Annotated in this window: 13 protein-coding genes; all 13 read right to left on the bottom strand. The window is 36.8% G+C overall.

Features of this window, described 5'->3' with window-relative positions:
• Window positions 1-4: 4 nt before the first annotated feature.
• Window positions 5-2,050 (bottom strand): BglG family transcription antiterminator, encoded by a 2,046-nt coding sequence (locus D1839_RS01435; RefSeq protein WP_120378116.1) that lies wholly within the window; start codon window positions 2,048-2,050, stop codon window positions 5-7.
• Window positions 2,051-2,645: 595 nt separating this feature from the next.
• Entirely contained in the window at window positions 2,646-3,557 is a 912-nt protein-coding gene (locus D1839_RS01430; RefSeq protein ID WP_199689888.1) for an aminopeptidase, read from the bottom strand.
• A gap of 2 nt (window positions 3,558-3,559) precedes the next feature.
• Window positions 3,560-4,420 (bottom strand): DMT family transporter, encoded by an 861-nt coding sequence (locus D1839_RS01425; protein WP_120378115.1) that lies wholly within the window; start codon window positions 4,418-4,420, stop codon window positions 3,560-3,562.
• Between the two features lie 58 nt (window positions 4,421-4,478).
• Entirely contained in the window at window positions 4,479-5,150 is a 672-nt protein-coding gene (locus D1839_RS01420; protein ID WP_120378114.1) for an AroM family protein, read from the bottom strand.
• A 2-nt stretch (window positions 5,151-5,152) separates the two neighbouring features.
• The gene (locus D1839_RS01415) at window positions 5,153-6,088 is read right to left on the bottom strand and encodes a DUF1177 domain-containing protein (RefSeq protein WP_120378113.1); all 936 of its coding nucleotides are present in this window, start codon (window positions 6,086-6,088) and stop codon (window positions 5,153-5,155) included.
• A 15-nt stretch (window positions 6,089-6,103) separates the two neighbouring features.
• Window positions 6,104-7,159 carry a DUF917 domain-containing protein gene (locus D1839_RS01410; protein ID WP_120378112.1) on the bottom strand — a complete coding sequence of 352 codons (1,056 nt, stop codon included), beginning with the start codon at window positions 7,157-7,159 and terminating at the stop codon, window positions 6,104-6,106.
• A 16-nt stretch (window positions 7,160-7,175) separates the two neighbouring features.
• Window positions 7,176-8,744 carry an OPT/YSL family transporter gene (locus D1839_RS01405; RefSeq protein ID WP_120378111.1) on the bottom strand — a complete coding sequence of 523 codons (1,569 nt, stop codon included), beginning with the start codon at window positions 8,742-8,744 and terminating at the stop codon, window positions 7,176-7,178.
• Window positions 8,741-9,388 carry an aspartate/glutamate racemase family protein gene (locus tag D1839_RS01400; protein WP_120378110.1) on the bottom strand — a complete coding sequence of 216 codons (648 nt, stop codon included), beginning with the start codon at window positions 9,386-9,388 and terminating at the stop codon, window positions 8,741-8,743. The genes D1839_RS01405 and D1839_RS01400 overlap by 4 nt, the downstream gene beginning before the upstream one ends.
• Before the next feature lie 764 nt (window positions 9,389-10,152).
• The gene (locus tag D1839_RS01395; protein WP_120378109.1) at window positions 10,153-10,971 is read right to left on the bottom strand and encodes a nitrilase-related carbon-nitrogen hydrolase; all 819 of its coding nucleotides are present in this window, start codon (window positions 10,969-10,971) and stop codon (window positions 10,153-10,155) included.
• A gap of 23 nt (window positions 10,972-10,994) precedes the next feature.
• A complete protein-coding gene (locus D1839_RS01390; RefSeq protein WP_120378108.1) occupies window positions 10,995-12,236 on the bottom strand; it encodes a cytosine permease in 1,242 nt (413 codons plus the stop codon).
• A gap of 500 nt (window positions 12,237-12,736) precedes the next feature.
• Window positions 12,737-14,296: a hydantoinase/oxoprolinase N-terminal domain-containing protein gene (locus tag D1839_RS01385; protein ID WP_120378107.1), complete on the bottom strand. Its 1,560-nt coding sequence runs from the start codon at window positions 14,294-14,296 to the stop codon at window positions 12,737-12,739.
• A 1-nt stretch (window position 14,297) separates the two neighbouring features.
• Window positions 14,298-15,380, bottom strand: a complete 1,083-nt coding sequence (locus D1839_RS01380) for a DUF917 domain-containing protein (protein WP_120378106.1) — start codon at window positions 15,378-15,380, stop codon at window positions 14,298-14,300.
• Window positions 15,381-16,225: 845 nt separating this feature from the next.
• Entirely contained in the window at window positions 16,226-17,818 is a 1,593-nt protein-coding gene (locus tag D1839_RS01375) for a PucR family transcriptional regulator (protein WP_120378105.1), read from the bottom strand.
• Window positions 17,819-17,906: the final 88 nt, after the last annotated feature.

Genomic DNA, 17,906 nt, shown 5'->3' with positions numbered 1-17,906 from the left:
ATTTTTAGGTTTCCTTTAAAATCCTTATAACCGTTTCTTGATCTTCAGCTGCTAAAATATTGCTTAACTTTTCTTCATTGTCAGCTAAATTACTTAATTGATAAATTGCTTTAACATGCTGATTAGCATCAGTAGGAGCAATGACAACAATGAAGTGAATACCGAGTTCTTTAGAAAAAAGAACACCTTCTTTTACCACTAACATACTCATACTTAGTTTATTTACACCATCTTCTGGTGCAGCATGTGGGATAGCCATGCTTTTCCCTAAAATCATATATGGGCTGTTAAAATCGTGGCTAGCTAACATTTTATACACATACGACTCTTCGATAGCTTCACTTTTTAATAATGGTTTTGCCGCCAGCCAAATCGCTTCCTGCCAATTAGTTACTTGATCAACGATTTGAATCGTCTCTTGATGTAATAGTTCATCTAAACCAGGATCTATTGGTTGTTGCTTCAGCAAATTATTCTTCTTATTTGGAAAACAAAATTCCTGAATATCAGCAATTAACTTATCTTTATTATGAATATTAGCTGACTTCTCTATAATAGTAACAAGCCCTTGAATATCTAAATTCTCGTAATCAAATTCATATAATGATTTCATTACACGCTGTCTTAACTGCCGCTTTTCCGAATTAGATAAAAATGCGTGAGTAATAAACAAAGGGACACTCGTTTGCATCGGTTCTGGGGTAAAAACAACATCGATATCTGCCGGTTTTACTTCATTAAATTTTCTCATTGACATCGTTTGTTTAAATTCAATCTCCGGAAAAAGCTCTGTCAACGTATTTTGTAATAACTTAGATATGGTGACCCCATTTCGACAAACAATAATTGCTTTTTTTCTTTCTGGCAATGCTTGTTTCGTTTCAATTAAATGTCCACCTATAAACAAAGTAATATACATTCTTTCATTTATTGGAAAAGTACAGTTCATAAACGCTTCTAACGGTTGTAACGAAACTTCTACAAGATGATCTAGCTCTTTATATGCGCGATCAAGCTTCACCGTAGCTTCTTGAAAACTAGTTAAATTATATTTAATCCGATAATATGCAGGTTTTAAATGGAGCATTAATTTATTGATTAGATAGTCTTTATTTTTTAATTTAATGAACGCATTCTCCTCAAAATGGAGAAGGGTGTCTGTTAAAGCTTGCTTTAACTGAGGAATTTCATTTTCCCGTAAAACATCACTTGAGAATACATTCGTTGATAATAATTGCAATGTAATGTATAGACGCTCCACTTTTGGAAAATTATTTTCTTCACTAATAAGAAATTCTGTTGCTGTATACTCTTTTGTATCTGATAGTTCATTGTATTGAATTTGGAAGTCAAAATGGATGATATTACCTCGCTCTATACGTTGCAAGATAATTCCGATGCAGTATGGCAACAGTTGGATTCTTTCATCAGAAAACTTAGTCCCTAAATATTCCTCAATTTTTTCCAATTGATTAAATAAATGATTTGTTTTTTTTCCATCAAGCATTGCAAAATCTTGAACCATTGCTAGTCCACCATAGCGTCTGCTTAAATCTTGCAACAAATAATACAATAGGTTACGTAACTCCCATTCATCGCCAGTTAATTGATAACCCTCTGTTCGAGAGTAAACAATTTGTAAGTGAAACGGCTCTATTTTTTGTTGCGCTTTTTTCATATCGCTTAAAATAGTTACATTGCTGACCTTAAGAGCTTGAGTAAAATGCACTAATGACAAATCATGCTGTGATAGCAAGATAAGTAAAATTAATAATACTCTCTCATTTTCAGAAGGAATATAATTGTCGACTACACGTAATTGATCTTGATCATATAACTCTCCTAAAACTGGATCGATAAGGAATTTACCATTTTTTAATCGTTGCAGAACAGGATAATTATTCTCCTTTAGCCAATTATTTATTTTCTCTACACTGTATTTAATTTGTCGTCTTGACAATCCAGTTTTAGTCTCGATATCTTTACTTGACAAATTAGGATGACTGATCAGTTCTTCCAGAATTTCTTTACTCCTTTTATCAAGATACATGTTTGCCTCCTCCTTACTTTTATTTTATCACCTATGAACGCGTTGTTGGTTGCGCTTTCATATAAGAATCTAGCTCATAATTTGTCCCACTTTTAAATCTGATATTCATCATTCTGATTATTGATTTTTATATCATAAAAGTATGATTAAAAAGATTTAATTATCGCAGCCACATGGTCGCCAGTGCTGCTTTCTTTTTATGTCTGGTTAATTTATCCGAAAAGAACCCCCTTAAAAATTCAGTCTTTTATATATAACGTTGGACTTGTTCCTAGCATAAACCACATAGGAATAAAACATCCTTATGTTAAGTAAAAGTCATCATACTATTGGACTTATCCCACTTATCATTAGGAGTTTAACTTTTTATGGACTTACTTATAATTTCAAGTATGATTTGAAGAAGAAAATAAGCGTATGGAACTGGAAATCAATTACAATATAAAAAGGAGACAGCTTACAATACATGTAACGACCATCTCCTTTATTCATCACTAGTTTGTTATTTTATGCTTGATTGCATTTACTATTATTATTCACAAAACTAGTTAAATATCCTACGCTCTTTTTAGTATTCTTCTTGTACAGATTAAAACTACTCCCAATCTAATTTTGGATCTTTTATAACACAGTCAATATGCACATCTGCATGAATCGTACCACCAAATGTATGATTAGAACCAAACGCAACATGTACGGTATGATATGCCTTTTCGTCTTCTAAAATATTTCCAGTCAATCTCGCTTTATAATTCGTACCAATCCCGAGTTCTGCAAGCAGTCTTCCTTGTTCCTCACCGAGTAATGCGAGTAATTTCTTTCCTTTTTCTCCTGTGGCATAGATAAGTTTTCCTTGTTCAATTGTGAGTGTGATTGCTTCATTTAATAAGCCTATTCCAGCTATGGAACCATTGATTTCAATTGAACCCTCTGCCATTCCTTCCAATGGAGCAATATAGGCTTCACCAGATGGAAGGTTTCCAGATGCACTTGTTTCTCTAAATACCCCAGTACTAGCTATCCCTTGCCTTCCTTTAATCGGAATGACTAATTTATTTGCCTCTCCCGTCAAAATCGTTACAGATTTGGCCGCTGTCAATTTTTCCGCCATCGCTACGGTTTCTTCTTCTACCCGGCTGTAGTCGGCACTCATCGCACCTTGCAAGAACATATCCTCTGTAATACCAGGCATTGTAATAACACTAACTCCTTTAGCATTCGCTTCTTTTCTTGCCACCGTATGCGTTAACGAATGCCTTGTAAGGCAAAATACAAGCCTGTATCGCAGCATAAGCTCAGCAGCTTCTTTTGGTGGCTCTTCTCCTGATTTTGAACGATCCTCCATCATATAGAAAGTAGATGTCCACCCATCATTTTTTAATGCTTCATTGAATTTTTTGGCTAAATTTTCTGTCGTTCGATCTGTTAGAACGAGTATTTTTTCAGTTTTTTCAATCTGGATATTATTCTTCATTAGTCGATTTACCGTTTGCTGAAATGCTTCCAAGTTTATTTCCTCCTTCTCTCTCTAGAAAAGTATACACTAATTAAAACAAAAATTAATGCGAATACGGTTCCTGCTACCAGATTCTCATTTAATAATAAAACACCTAATAAAATGGTGGTAATCGGCATTAAATAAGTGATTAATAAAGCAAAGATAGGACCAGCTTTCTGCACTAGATAAAAATACAGCAAATTGCCAATTCCTGAATTAAATACCCCTAACATCATCAATGCACCAACATTTTTAATGTCCATGAAAGCTTGATAACTGGATGGCTCGATGAATATCATAAATAAGCCTGAATAGACGCTTCCTGTAAGCAACGAAACAAACGAAATGGTATACACCGTTACATTCCTTAAATACTTGGATGTAAAAATTGCCGATAACGCATATAAACTCACTGCTAACAATAAAAGAACCGCACTGCTGAAGGTAAAGTTAATCTTGTCAGAGGTACCTAAAAAGAAGGCTACAAGTATCCCGCTAAAGCCGATAAGCACACTAAATATTTCTTTTCTACGAAGCGGTATTTTTAAAATAAAGAAGCTGAAAATCACGCCCCAAATTGGACCAGTCGCATTAAGAACCGCACTTATTGTAGTATCAAGCCCTTTTTGACTAAAACTCATAAATACCCAAGGGATACCTGTACTTAATAAAGTAATCCCTATTAACAGGAAGACATTTTTAAAATCCTGTTTTTTTCTCTTCCAGAAAAAGAAAGGGAGTAACGTCATACCTCCCAACAGACAGCGATAAAATACGATAGAAACAGGATGAAAGTCTGGCAATACCATTTTTGTAAAATAGAAAGTAGAACCCCAAAGTAAGCTTAAAACAAATAAAGCAATGACAGGCATTTTTTATCCCCATTTCCTTGTTCTCCGGACATAGAAAATAGACTCGGCATTCCCGAATCTATTTTTCTATGTATTCTAGAGCGATACGGGCAGTTAAAGTGCGCGGCAGGATAACCGGCAAACCGCTTCCAACTATCGCCATTTTTTTATGATGTTCATGGTACCCCATACAATCGAGCACAATAAGATCTGCCCCATGCTGTTGCAAACGTTCAGCAGCTCCTTTCACATCACTTTTTTCATAGGGAGAGGCGACTTCAGTTATCAGTGTTAAGTTACAAGTTGCCCATTTTTCAATTAACGTCTCCCTCTGTTCTTCTAATGGAATAATTAACCCTAATATACCAGTTGGTGAGATAGCTTGTACTGTATGAGTTAGAATCTGATCTGGATAAATAATCGGCTTGGTAGCATTTAAAGTCGGGAAATCACCTGTACAAAGCATGATAACTACTTCTACGCTCATTTCTAATTCGGTGAGTTCTCTTTGTAAAAGCGGAAGGAGCCTTTGTTTTCCTATCTTTACAGCTTCCCCATTCCTTAATCTTGATATATATGTTTGCTCCGTTAAATCTGGCGATATTGACTGCATCTCTTCCATTTTCAGCCTATCTAAAGCTCCGCGCTCGATTAGCTTGATTTCCTCACCGAGTATCTTTTCGAAAGATGGCGTTACGTCCGTTCTTGGTGACTGACCAATGGTTAACACACCAATTATACCTTTACTCATTTTTATTCCCTGCCTAATGTTTGTAAATGCTCCATAGAGCCATATTTAGCTTCTAAACGGGTAAATTCCTCCACATCATAAAACTCAAATTTTCTCTGTGTATACTCTTTAGCAACTTCAATACTAAAGCGAACTGCTTGCGCAATGTCGACTTCATGACTAGCACCTGTTCCACATCCAGGGACCGCAGTTTTTGTCGTAATTGCTAAACCGACGACAGGTGCACTTGTTGCTACGGATGGTTGTAAAATACTATTGATATGGTAGATATCATTCCCGTATGGAGTAATATCTTGTGTTGTTACAGCAAATGTTACTGGCAAATCACCTGTTGTCATTTCCATAATACGAATTAAATCATGGCTAAACTTTAAAATATATCCAGATTTTACAGTCGGGGATAAAGCAATTCCTCGGTGATTAAACACCTTGTTTCCTTTCGTTGTATCAATCGAAATAATCGCATCCATTTCAGGAACTACTTCATATTGATTCATCGTTAAAATATCAACTGGAGACCCCATAAATTCAACTGGTTCATGTGGCTGAGTTGGTGCATTTGGGCAAATATGAGTAGTTACGTATACGTCCCCCGGCATCCGATCACCTTGTTCCACCATAGCTGCTAATTTTAATGCTGTTGCTACAGCAGCGACTGCACCGTCACCATCCGATACGAGGCCAATTCGGCTTGGTCTTGCACCTAATCCTCCTAGTCTGCCAACAATACCTAAGGTCGGAGCGGAACCTCCACTACTCTTTCCTTCCGTACCTTTTATAATAATTTTAACAAAATCAGTAGAACCACATTCCCCCGTTACTGTCGTATACTCTGCTTCTACATGCTCTTTATCGGCAAATAAATCTATTACCAGCTTACCGCTTACATATGAACTATCTAATAATTCCAAAGCTTCTAGTGTGTATTTTAAAGACATTTTCTAAACAGCTCCTTAAACAATCTTCTTTTGAATATAGGGTTCAATAACTTTTAGCAATTTTTCATTAAACATAGTAGTACTAAGTTTCAAATTTTTCTTTGGTATGGTAATAACCGTAATCTCCATCCCGTCTTGAATTTCTGCACTTACCAACGGCATACCTGTATTTGTATCAAATGTCATAATCAAATCTGGAAAAGTACTTCTTCGATAACCTATTATTTCTGCTGTCATGTATTCATTCCAAAACGTTAGCTCAAGGTCATGATCTACATGTACTGTCCCAATATCAAAACCACCTGTTTTATTTAAGGAAAAGTATGTTACGATACCTGAATGAATAATTCTTCCTTTTAAATGGCTCGTTACTTGCTCAATTCGTTTCAAGCCTTCAGGCGCCGATAAAAACAGTGCTCCAAGTTCGATAGCCTGACTAATTCCACCGATGGCTGCATGTTCCTTGACATATTTTAGTTGAACTGGATTTCTGCATACCGCAACCATACCGCCTGCTTGAACGGATACAGAGCGAACAGCACTTGCTGCCGCATCAAGACTGGCAATAACTGTTCCCTTTACTTCTTTTGCTCCTTTCCCGCCTGCAAAGGTCTGGATCGAAACATAGTCTGATATTTCTGACAGATTCATCGAGCCCATTGAACCCGTTGGATGAGCTCTACCATTACTAGGTGCATCTAAAATTGGCAAGCCCGTTGCTGCCGCTTGCAGCCAGCCATTAATTGTGGTACTTGCCCCATTCTCATTCGTCATTAACGCTTTAATCGGTTTGTTACATTCCATTTGCATTCGTTCTACGGTTTCAATTAACTGCTTCGAATTAATAAACATCTCTTTGGCGGAAGGGGCACCAACTAATGAAACACACGCTACATAGTCGTCATCTTCTAATTCATCCACAGTAATCAATTCCGGCCTACTATTTTCCAAGAAGGCTAACTCCGCTTTCTCCAGACCATCATGAATCCAGCCTCCTCCACCTCCACCTAAAATACAACCACCATACACAGCATTTTTTGCATCATTTTTTGTTAGTAATTTTCTTGTCAATTAGATACAACCTCCCTTATTTTACTTTCCATATGGATGAAAAGAAGCTATAAATAGCGTCCCCAGCGATAAATCCGGCAGCTGTTGTATACATCGTATTTTCAGCTTCTGGACCTTTAACCTTCAGCACAATCGTACGAATTAATATTCCTGCCATTACAGCCCACCCGGCAATTGGATTAATGATTAAAAGACCAGTTGCTAAGAGAATCCCCATTTGTCGTTTTGGCCCGCCGATTAACTGAATGATTGCACCAGGAATGGCCCAAAGGAATAAAAGCATCCCTACATTTCCAGTTAGACCGGACTCTATTGTAATGGCATATGTTCTATCTACAGGCGGCACTAAATCCTTGGCAAAAAAGTTATTTGCAAACAGACTGACCATAACCATTGCTACTCCAAATCCTATTAATGCACTCTTTAATTGTTGTCTTCTTCCAAATAACTCTTGTTCAATAGAAGCGCCTTTACGAATAATTACCCCCGTTTTAAAGTCATAACCTAGATCAGCAAAGGCTGGCCCTGTTGCTGCTGTATAACCTGTTAATAGAGCAAGAGCGACAGGTGGAAACCCTAGCAACATGCCAATAATTAAAGAAATTAACGTTACTGCAAAGGCTGGAAACCATCCGGAGTGCATCGCAGCAATTCCTACAATAATCTCACTTGCTAAGGCGGCAAAAGCTGCGAATAAGACAAATAGGATGACTTGCCAAATTGGCATATCCCCGATAATTCCTGCCATCATTGCTACTACAATAGCTCCGATAACATAAAGGATATACCCGAGTCCAAATCCCATTTGAATATCTTTTTCGTTTCTTGTATTCTCATGGTTTTCATCTTGGAGAATTTTTTTATATTTTGTTTTTTTAGATCTTAATAACACTAAAATGAATTGTAATAAGGCTATCATTCCAGCACCAATCATCATTCCATGTGGTATATAATAAGCACTTAAATCCACTCCAAATAATTGGACGGAATATCCTCGAAGCAATAATCCTAAACCAAACATGGTTAAAGCCCAGATATTTCCGATAAACGCTACACCAAAGGCAGACATAGAAATACCGAAATGGGAGCCGATCATACCACCTAAAATTCCTAGTCCTAAAAATTTAGCTTTCGCTCCACCTTCATCTCCAGCTTTTAGTGCCTCTGCAGTAGCTACTCCTGGTGGCCATACTTCATCCGCACTAAAAAGTTTTGTATCGAACACTTTATAAAGGATGAATGTATCAATTAATAATGCTACACCTGCTCCAACTAACATTGGTACGATTAACTCAGGCATGCCCATTACATAAGGAATCCCAACTGGAATAAGAAGGCTGTTAGCCGCCCCAAACGTGGCAGCAGAAATCGTTGTTTGCACTAAGTTCTGATTTTCTAATGAGCGATACTTATAAAATAATTGCATTGGAATTCTGGCGATTAACATGGCAATTAAGGCACCTATAATGGAGGTATTGGGAGTTATCCCAAGAGATGTGATCAATTGCATACCAATAATTGCGCCAAATAGAGCTACAATAATGGAAAAGATAATAAATGTAAGATCAAATGTTTTATTCTTCATTCCGATTGTTCCTTTCTAAATAATTGATATGCAATTCCTTGTGCTTCTACTAAGTCAATCACTGGAACTTCTAGATGCTTTTGCAAATACGCTTTAAGGCGAATTGTAGAAAAACCAGTACAAGCAAATAAAATGACATCCGCACCAGCTTCTATAGCCTTATGGATAACCCGAAGCAACTCAGGCTTGGCATACTGTTGAAATAGGTCTGTCGTTTTTCGCAAACGTGGCGAAAATGCATAGTTATAAAATGTTTCACCTAACTGTTTTTTCATTGCCGGTGGAGGTTGCTCTGTTATTCCAACTACCGCCACTTTACTTCCCACCATACTCGCTGCATGTGCTCCACATATCCCTGCGCCGAATACTGGAATATCTACAGCTTGTCTTGCCTCTTTTAGCCCGGGATCTGCGGCACAACTTATTGTAATTGCCTCGATTTCCTCATCCTCAGCCATTTCTTGTGCTAAAGCGACAATTTTAGGTATAGCGGTCTTTTCCGATTCATCGTCATAAATGCCATTTGGCTGGGAAGCAATACAGCTCGACTTAGACTCAATCCCGTATAATTCGGTTAAACGACTCCCATGCTCCTCTAAGACTTGATTGTCTTTTGTAGTTAGTACTCTTATAATTCCTAGCATACATTCACCCCTTTGTATGATTATAAATTTTTAAACAATTCACAGGAATGGAATAAGTGGGAAAAAATCAAGTCCAAAGTTTTCCCATATTTTCTTTTTTATAGTACGTGTTCAGAGTAAGATTAATGGATAAGTTGGAAATACCGTCGTTCGTCTTTTCGTATTCTCTATAACGTAGAAAGAGGGGTTAGGACTGTTTGATACGGGGTAAAGTGAACCTACAATCAGCGGGGTTTTCTTTCATCAATCAGTTCGTGGAACTACCTTAAAAATAAAGCAAATTTAGCTTAATTCGAAAACAACTCAACCTCTTTGAAATTCTATATTCTATACGTCATTGTCTCTCAACAAAAGCTAGAAGGTTGGGTTAGCAATATACAATTGGAGACCTTCTAAAGCAATAAACCTTACAACAGAGGGATACCAACGCCGGAGCGGATAAGCCTGCTTTTAGTAGCCTTCTTTTAGACTCGAGCCAAAATTGACTTACCCGTAGGAAGAAAAACGAGGTTTGCTAGCAACACGAACGCTTAAGCTAAACGAAGAAATGCTTCAAAAAAGGGGATTCACCAGTCGTAGAATTTTATTTTCCAAGCCAAAATAGCGGCATTCTTATCCAAAATGATAAGAATGCCGCACTTTTAGTATTGTTTAGAAAAACTTGGTTTGGCGCAAGTGGTTATGGCGAAAGCTATCGTTTTTCAAATACCATAAACAATAAAGTTTTATACGTTCCTATAGTGTAAAAAAACGAAATTCATCATCTATTTTTCTGTTAACAAATGATACATAAACGGTTTACGATCACGTAAATAAGAAATTTCGGTGCGATATTTGCGAATATCTTCAAGATCAACCTCTATTACTTCGACTGCTTCTTTATCTTTAGGCAGCTCTTTTATAATTTGCCCACGTGGATTACATACCTTACTTTTACCAAATAAATGCAGCCCATGTTGGTCACCAACGCTATTTACACCAACTGTAAATAATACATTTTCTAAAGCACGCTGAGGAAGATTTAAATCCCACATGTCCTCATCTTCTATTCTCCATGCAGAAGGCACAAAGATAATATTTGCTCCTTGTAAACAAAGACTTCTAGATACCTCAGGAAATCCCGCGTCATAACAAATAGCAATGCCGATTTTTCCAAAGTCTGTATCAAATGCAGGAAACTCCGATCCTTCTTTAAAGTAAAATCGCTCTAATGCCCATAAATGTGCTTTTGCAAAACTTCCAACTATATTTCCTTCTCTGTCAAAAACAAAAGCAGAATTATAAGCCACTCCTGCCAACTCTCTTTGTTCCACAATCGGAGCAATGACATATACGTTATTTTCTTTTGCTGCTTGTCTCAATATTTCTACACTTTGCTGAAAATATTTTAAACCTAGTTCATTTGTTTTTTCCTTGAGATAAGCCAAATGATAGCCGGTAGAAAAGAGTTCTGGAAGACAGACGATATCACTTCCTTGTGATGCTGCCTGTTTAATAAATGTTGCAGCTTTTTGTAAATTAAACTCTACATCACCAAGCTTTGCCTCCATTTGAATGATGCCAATGGACACTTTTTTGGTCAACGAACTCAACTCCATTCTGTTTTTCAGTGAGATAACACTTTATTGTCAAATGCCTTTTCTAAAGCGAAATACAATAAACCAGCTACAATAATTGAATTAATTGGTGCAATTCCAAATCCCCATTTTGAAGATAGGTAGGCAGCAACTACCCCGAAAGTCCAGGCAAAGATTGCCAGCCAATGGATTCCTTTTCGGGTAACAAGCTTCTTTTTCTGAATAATATAATACTCTACCCAAATCACACCAGCGATTGCTGACACAGTCATACTCAGAAAGCTTAAAAATCCTTGAAAGGCATTAATAATATTAAATGCCGCTAAAATGATACCCACACTTCCTGCAATTAACGTTAAATAAATTCGTTTTACATTTGGGAAAATATTTTTTAAGGCTAGTCCACCTGAATAAGCATTAGCTAAATTCGTAGACCAAGCGGCAAGGATTAATACGACAAAAGCTACCCAGTTAAATCCTAATGATTTTAATACTTCCGTAATATCTGTAGTCAATGCATGAACAGACATTATTCCGGCAGCAACTTGTTGAAAAAATGTCACTAATGCCACAGCGATAAACCCCACAATAACGACATCTTTAATTCCGCGTGTATAGCGGAGATAATCAGGAGAAATAACTGCACCTACAATAATTAAGCCTACAACAATATCAATGCCTTTAATCATTGTCATTGGGTTTTCCGGAGTATAATCAAGTACTGGGCTCATCCCCCCACCTTGATCAATCGCTTTAATAAGTGCCCAAACAATTAACACAATTAGTGGTGGAATCGCAATATAATTAAACAATGCCATCGTGTTAAACCCATATGCTGCAACTACCACCATTAAAATTCCTATAATGATTACGGTTAACGTTAAGTTGATATTAGGAAATATTTGCTTTATTGATAGTCCAGCAACTCCAGCTTGAATACCAAACCATCCAAAACTGGTAATTCCAAGGATTAATGAAATAATCCAAGTTCCACCAATTTCTCCAAACGCCCCTTTAGCTATAACGTACGTATTTACCCCTTCACGGCTGCCAATATTCCCTTGAATAATGAGAATTGCCATAAGAATAAGATTCCCTACAATGGAGACCCAAATCAAATCCTTTAATGTTAAACCGGTTATTAATGTACTTCCTACCATTAAAGCAGAAATAGCAATGTTTGTCCCAAGTACGTTAAATAATGGTGCTTTCCAACCAATTCGTTCGCTTAGTGGAACAGGCTGTAATATTAAATCTTCTCTTTCTTCCATATAATATTCCACCTTTATGTTTACGTTTTTATCTTAACATTTATCAAAAGCGTATGAAAAATTTATTTATACAAGCATGCTGTTCAAAACAGCAACCAAACGACGGGTAGAAAGAGGAGCGAAATTTGCTCCAGCTTTACCCCTTAAGCTAGACGATAATTTTCAAAAAAATTATCCATAAAGTAGAAACGGAAATATTATCTAAAATAACATTTATTAGTGCTTGGCCAAAAGAATTCAACGAAACGTAGTTCATAAATACTACTCCATGATAATGAGAACTTCACTCAGCAGGGCTTTCCCTTACTGAAGTGAATACCGCAAAGGGTATGACCTAAAGGCTTCCTAAATAAATTGGGCATTTAAGTGACGTTAGTCTGAGTCATCACTTAAATTTCTTTGTATTCTCGATACCTCTGGAACTGGAAGGTCTTACGGTCTTGACATGCGGGATAAGATAAGCCAGCCAACAACAAAATGTACATGTTGAATCATCTCGATTATTTCAATAGCTCACCTGCTGCCTTTACACTTATACGTGTTGCATTACCAGGTAAATAAGCTAGTGGAACATCTTCAATCTCAACAATTTTGCAAGTATCAGGATTTGCACCAGCAGCGATTGCTTCCTCAATCGCTAAGCGTTTCGCTTCTTCCATTGCTTCAAGACGTCCGAATTGATCTAATGAATAAATGCGTTCTACTTGTCCACTAACCTGACTTATCGCTGACCCAATAGCATTAGCAACACCAAAATTTTCAGGTTTATAAACGTGGGCAGCTCCCTTTAATTGCCAAGGAAATAAAACACTTCCACCACCAACAAGAATGACAGGTTCAGATTCTCCACTTGTTTTCATTTGATCAATAGCATTCTCTACCATCGCTATCATTTGTTGATAAATTTTTTCCAGCAATAGGACATCTAAATGTGCCACATTATTGTAATCTCCAATATTTGCTTTTCCTAAAAAAACAGCAATATCCGTAGCTGTTAACGTGTCACCACCAAACACCATTGCTTTCTCCTTCAGACGATATCCAACACTATCTGGACCAATTGTAAATGTGTTATCTTCCTTAATACGTATAATGGTGCCGCCTCCTAAACCAATTGAAACAAGATCAGGCATACGGAAATTCGTACGAACTTTACCAATTTCAACAGCTAACGCTGATTCACGCGGAAAAGTGTCTACCAATACACCTACGTCTGTCGTAGTACCTCCGACATCGACAACAATCCCATTTTCGACATCTGACAAATAAGATGCACCACGTAGACTATTTGTTGGTCCACAAGCAATCGTGTAGATAGGGTATTTCATAGCATATTCCACTGACATCAGTGTGCCATCATTTTGTCCAAAATAAACTTGACAGTCGATTCCTTCCTCATTTAGAGCAGTGATAAATCCATTAGCCATCGCTTTTGCAACATTAACTACAGATGCATTTAAAATGGTTGCATTTTCGCGTTCAATAAGACCAACACTACCGATTTCAAACGACAAAGAAACAGGAATATCATCACCTAATACTTCTTTTACAATTGCCTGAGCAATTTCTTCATGATCCTGAGTTACAGGCGAAAAAATCGAAGTAATCGCTACAGAATCTACCTTTCCTTTCATCTTACCAGCAGCATCATAAATTGCTTGTTTATCCAATGGAACAATTTCTCTCCCGTCATATTCATGTCCGCCGCGAACAAGATATACTTCGTTACCTAAGCGTGACTGTAAATCTTCTGGAAATCCGATAAGTGGTTTAACAGCCATACTAGCAGGAGCGCCAATACGGATAATCCCAACTTTATTTAAATGTTTGCGCTCAACGATGGCATTGGTACAATGTGTCGTACCAAGCATAGCATGCGTAATTCGTTGTGTTGGGATGTTAGCTTGTTGCACAACTCCTTTTAAAGCTAATAAAATCGCCTCACTAACATTGTCTTGTGTAATTATTTTTGTCGCTGAAATTACCTCCATGGCTTCATTTAAAATAACCGCATCTGTGTTTGTTCCGCCTACATCAATTCCAATCCGATAGGAGCTCATTTTAGATCACCTCCTCGCTGGTTATTATTTCGATTGGTATATATTCTAAATCATAGCCGAAATATCTTGGACCAACCGTTTCGATTCCCTTTTCTGTTCTCCATTTTTCGTTACATGCAATGCCGATCACCGTACATCTCACTCCATACCTTAGACCTTCTGTTGTAATTGGCTGTCCAGTTTCACTATCAAGTAAACAAATTAAATCAGGAGTAATGCACACAGGCTTGCCATTTTCTACAGCTAATAAAAATTCATTTTGAAAGTGTAGGGATAGTGTTTTTCCCTTATCTTCATTTATTCCTTCTATTGTTGCAATTCCTCTAGCAAAACCTGTCGATGTTTTCCGATCTATGTCTATTACCTTTCCTTCAAATAATGAATAGCCACTTGTAAAAGATAATACTTCCTGAATCGGATTTTGTTTTGATTTTCTAATAATTTTTCCTATCCCTTCAGCAAACGTTAAACTTTTAGCTACACCACTATTCTTCACTTGCTTTCCAGACATGGAGTATTGAGCAACTGTAGAAGAACCACCCATTTGAATCGTGATGTTACGAGCAATTCGTTCTGACCAATGATTATCTATTGTCTGAAGGATGGAAGTATTCCCTCGTTCGTCAGCGATGACCAAAGGACTATTTGAAATACCGTCTAGATAGAATGTAACCATTTGTAGCTCTGGAAAAGCTCTTCCCATACCATCAACATTAATAATTGGTAGACCAAGGCGAGCAGAAATTGCTACCGGAAGCAAGGAATTTACTCCACCAATTTCAATCGGCATCGTTGCAAAAATCTTTCTTCCTAAATGCTCTTCCATGAGTTGAAACGCATTTTTTGCTTCATTTTCTCCAGGCGCTTTTTCAAATAATACAGTTGGAGCTCCCATCATGCCAATCGGTACAACAAGAGCATCGTCTGGTACTTCATCAACCTCAAGCATTTTTACAGGACCATGCTCTTTAATAGCTTGTAATGCCATTAATTCTCCAATGTAAGGATCACCCCCGCCTCCCGTACCAAGTACCGCAGCTCCAACCGCAATATTCTTTATTGCATTTTCATCCAAATAACGCATGACAAAGTCTCCTTAATTAACTTTTAAGATTTATTTTGAATATTAATATCAAAAATTAGAACAAACAGATTCCTAAATTTATCGCTATAAGAAATAACGTTGCTATAACACTGTTAATATCTATTCAGACCTTTTTATGATTATAAATTTTTAAACAATTCTCAGAAATGGAATAAGTGAGAAATAATCTTAACTTAAGTTTTCTCACTTTTACCATAGCAAGGTTTGCTAACATAATTTTCGATGGGTAACCCCTTTTAGAAAAACTTGGCTTATCGCCAAGACTTATGGCGAAAACCTTTGTTTTTCTTATACTATAAACCAAAAAAGCTTATATTCCTATAGTGGAACAAAAGTGAGGGGCGCCCGTTTAACAGCGTAGCGAATGAACAAATCCAACTAAAGAAAAAGTGAACCTTCCATCAGCGGGGTTTTCTTCATCCCCGCTGATGGTTAGTACCGCCAGGGTATGACCTAAAGACCCTTGCACGAATCGGGGAGTTAGGTGTTGTTATCTCCCGCTTCGACTTTTTCCGCTCACATCTTCCTTTCTTAGACCGCGGGGATCTACAACGCCTTTTTACGGGATAAAGGGAACCATGCCACTAAAACAGGGGTATGCGCCAACGTCTGGGCAGCAAGCCCCTTTTTTGTCGGCCTTCCTCTTAGGGACGTACTGATGAGGACTTATTGTAGGGTGCATTTCTAAAGTCGCCTAGTTGCTGGGCTCATGCGCCGGACGTAGCTTTTATCTGGCTGCCTTTTAATAAGAAAAAAAGCGGCATTTAACCAAGAAATTAAAATACCGCTTTAATAAGCTAGAGTTTAATTTATATCGTTACTAATCACAGCAAATCTTTAATCATAAGACAAAATTTTAAAATGAAGCGATGGTTGGCATCATTTAAATCCATATTTAATAATTGCTCTATTTTTTGTATTCGATAATTAAGTGTACGCCGATGAATAAATAACTTTTCTGAAGCCTTTGAGATATTGCCGTTTTCTTTTAAATACATTTGTAGTGTTTCTACCAAAACGTCGTCTTCTTGAAGCAATGGATACAAAACATTTTGCGTATATCTTCTAGCAAATGGGTCAGAAGTCAATTGGAGAAGAATCTCATAAATACCTAGTTTATCATGTGTATAAACCGTATGTTCAGGCTTTATTTTTAAACCGACCTCCATTGTTTTACTGACTGTATGCACGTATTCTTCAAAGTTAGTCGGAGTTTTAATACTCGGGCTTATAGCAACCCTCGTAAAATTCCAGTTGTCCTCTCGATTAAATTGTTCAATAATTTCGTGCCAATGAGTTACAATTTGCCCGTATGTTTCTTCTTTACAATACAAAAACAAATAAAACTTATTATATCTCTCAAAAATAAAAGTTTCACAAGTTGTTAACTGGTTAGCAAGTCCATAAAGTTCTTTTCTAATTAAGCTAGAGTAATCCATTACTTGTTGCTTTGGATAATTCGTTAATTTCAACCAATCTCCATAAAAGTTAACAATAATTGCAGTCTTCGTTGTATTAATGTCGTCCAGATGCAATAAAAATTGTTCAATGGCATCTAGATCATCTTGACGGTTTTTTTGTAAATATAGTTGATCACTAATAAACAACTGACTTACTCTATTTGCCACATTGTTTAAATGATTTGGGGAAACATCTTGAAATAATTCTTTATCAATGTAAGAAATATGCAAAATAGCAAACAAACTATTTTTCCATACGAGAGGAAGAAGAATCTTTCTGCGCAATCCCGGTTTATAGAATTCTGTATACTTTTTCGTTAAAACGTCATTCTCCCACCTAGAAATTTCTTTTACATAATTAGTATAGTACGGCTTTGAAAATAATGAGATGGACCTTCTCCATCCATCCCCATGAACTAAAGCAGCAGAGTACAACAATCGACCATCTAAATCTTCAATATATATAGGTGAATTAACCATTTCGGCCATTTTATTCAAAGCTTCAGGTAAAGAGGAAAAATTCGATTGTTCAAATTCATACAATGGATACTGCAGTTCAACCGTTTTTTGCTGTTTTTCTAAATATAGTTTTTCATATAGGGGTGTCAAAACACTAATATAGGTGACATCCTTTGGGATGGTTATAATTGGAAAATTATGTTGATTTGCTAAATGAATAATTTCGATTGGAATAGAAGTAATAAAACGCCCTAACTTGATGACAATGCCTGCCGCTTTTTGATGAATTAAGGCTTGAACAATCTCAATTTGCTTATCCGGCAGGCTTTTAATAGAATAAAAAGTTGTAATTACCAAAACACCCGAAGTCACCCAATCCATTACTTCTGGAACTTCCATTACCTCAATAGATGCTATGTTGCGAGTTATACCCTTTTCTCCAGCAACTACATTTCCTTTAGCTAATCCACCAACCAACAAAGCCTCCTGTATTTTCATAAAAATTCTCCAATCTATATTGTCATTTAAAATTTAAATAATAGTTCATATACTCCCTATTAATGTAAGCTATACCAATAACATATAA

Source organism: Roseburia sp. 1XD42-34 (assembly GCF_009917385.1).
Classification (GTDB): Bacteria; Bacillota; Bacilli; order Bacillales; family Amphibacillaceae; genus Virgibacillus.
The sequence above is the reverse complement of the archived record's forward strand: the minus strand, read 5'-3'. Positions and strand labels throughout refer to the sequence as shown.

What these genes read in the sequence shown, in the direction of transcription:
- D1839_RS01435 (WP_120378116.1), bottom strand. Translation starts at nt 2,050, where the DNA reads ATGTATCTTGATAAAAGGAGTAAAGAAATTCTGGAAGAACTGATCAGT.
- D1839_RS01425 (WP_120378115.1), bottom strand. Translation starts at nt 4,420, where the DNA reads ATGCCTGTCATTGCTTTATTTGTTTTAAGCTTACTTTGGGGTTCTACT.
- D1839_RS01420 (WP_120378114.1), bottom strand. Translation starts at nt 5,150, where the DNA reads ATGAGTAAAGGTATAATTGGTGTGTTAACCATTGGTCAGTCACCAAGA.
- D1839_RS01415 (WP_120378113.1), bottom strand. Translation starts at nt 6,088, where the DNA reads ATGTCTTTAAAATACACACTAGAAGCTTTGGAATTATTAGATAGTTCA.
- D1839_RS01405 (WP_120378111.1), bottom strand. Translation starts at nt 8,744, where the DNA reads ATGAAGAATAAAACATTTGATCTTACATTTATTATCTTTTCCATTATT.
- D1839_RS01400 (WP_120378110.1), bottom strand. Translation starts at nt 9,388, where the DNA reads ATGCTAGGAATTATAAGAGTACTAACTACAAAAGACAATCAAGTCTTA.
- D1839_RS01390 (WP_120378108.1), bottom strand. Translation starts at nt 12,236, where the DNA reads ATGGAAGAAAGAGAAGATTTAATATTACAGCCTGTTCCACTAAGCGAA.
- D1839_RS01385 (WP_120378107.1), bottom strand. Translation starts at nt 14,296, where the DNA reads ATGAGCTCCTATCGGATTGGAATTGATGTAGGCGGAACAAACACAGAT.
- D1839_RS01380 (WP_120378106.1), bottom strand. Translation starts at nt 15,380, where the DNA reads ATGCGTTATTTGGATGAAAATGCAATAAAGAATATTGCGGTTGGAGCT.
- D1839_RS01375 (WP_120378105.1), bottom strand. Translation starts at nt 17,818, where the DNA reads ATGAAAATACAGGAGGCTTTGTTGGTTGGTGGATTAGCTAAAGGAAAT.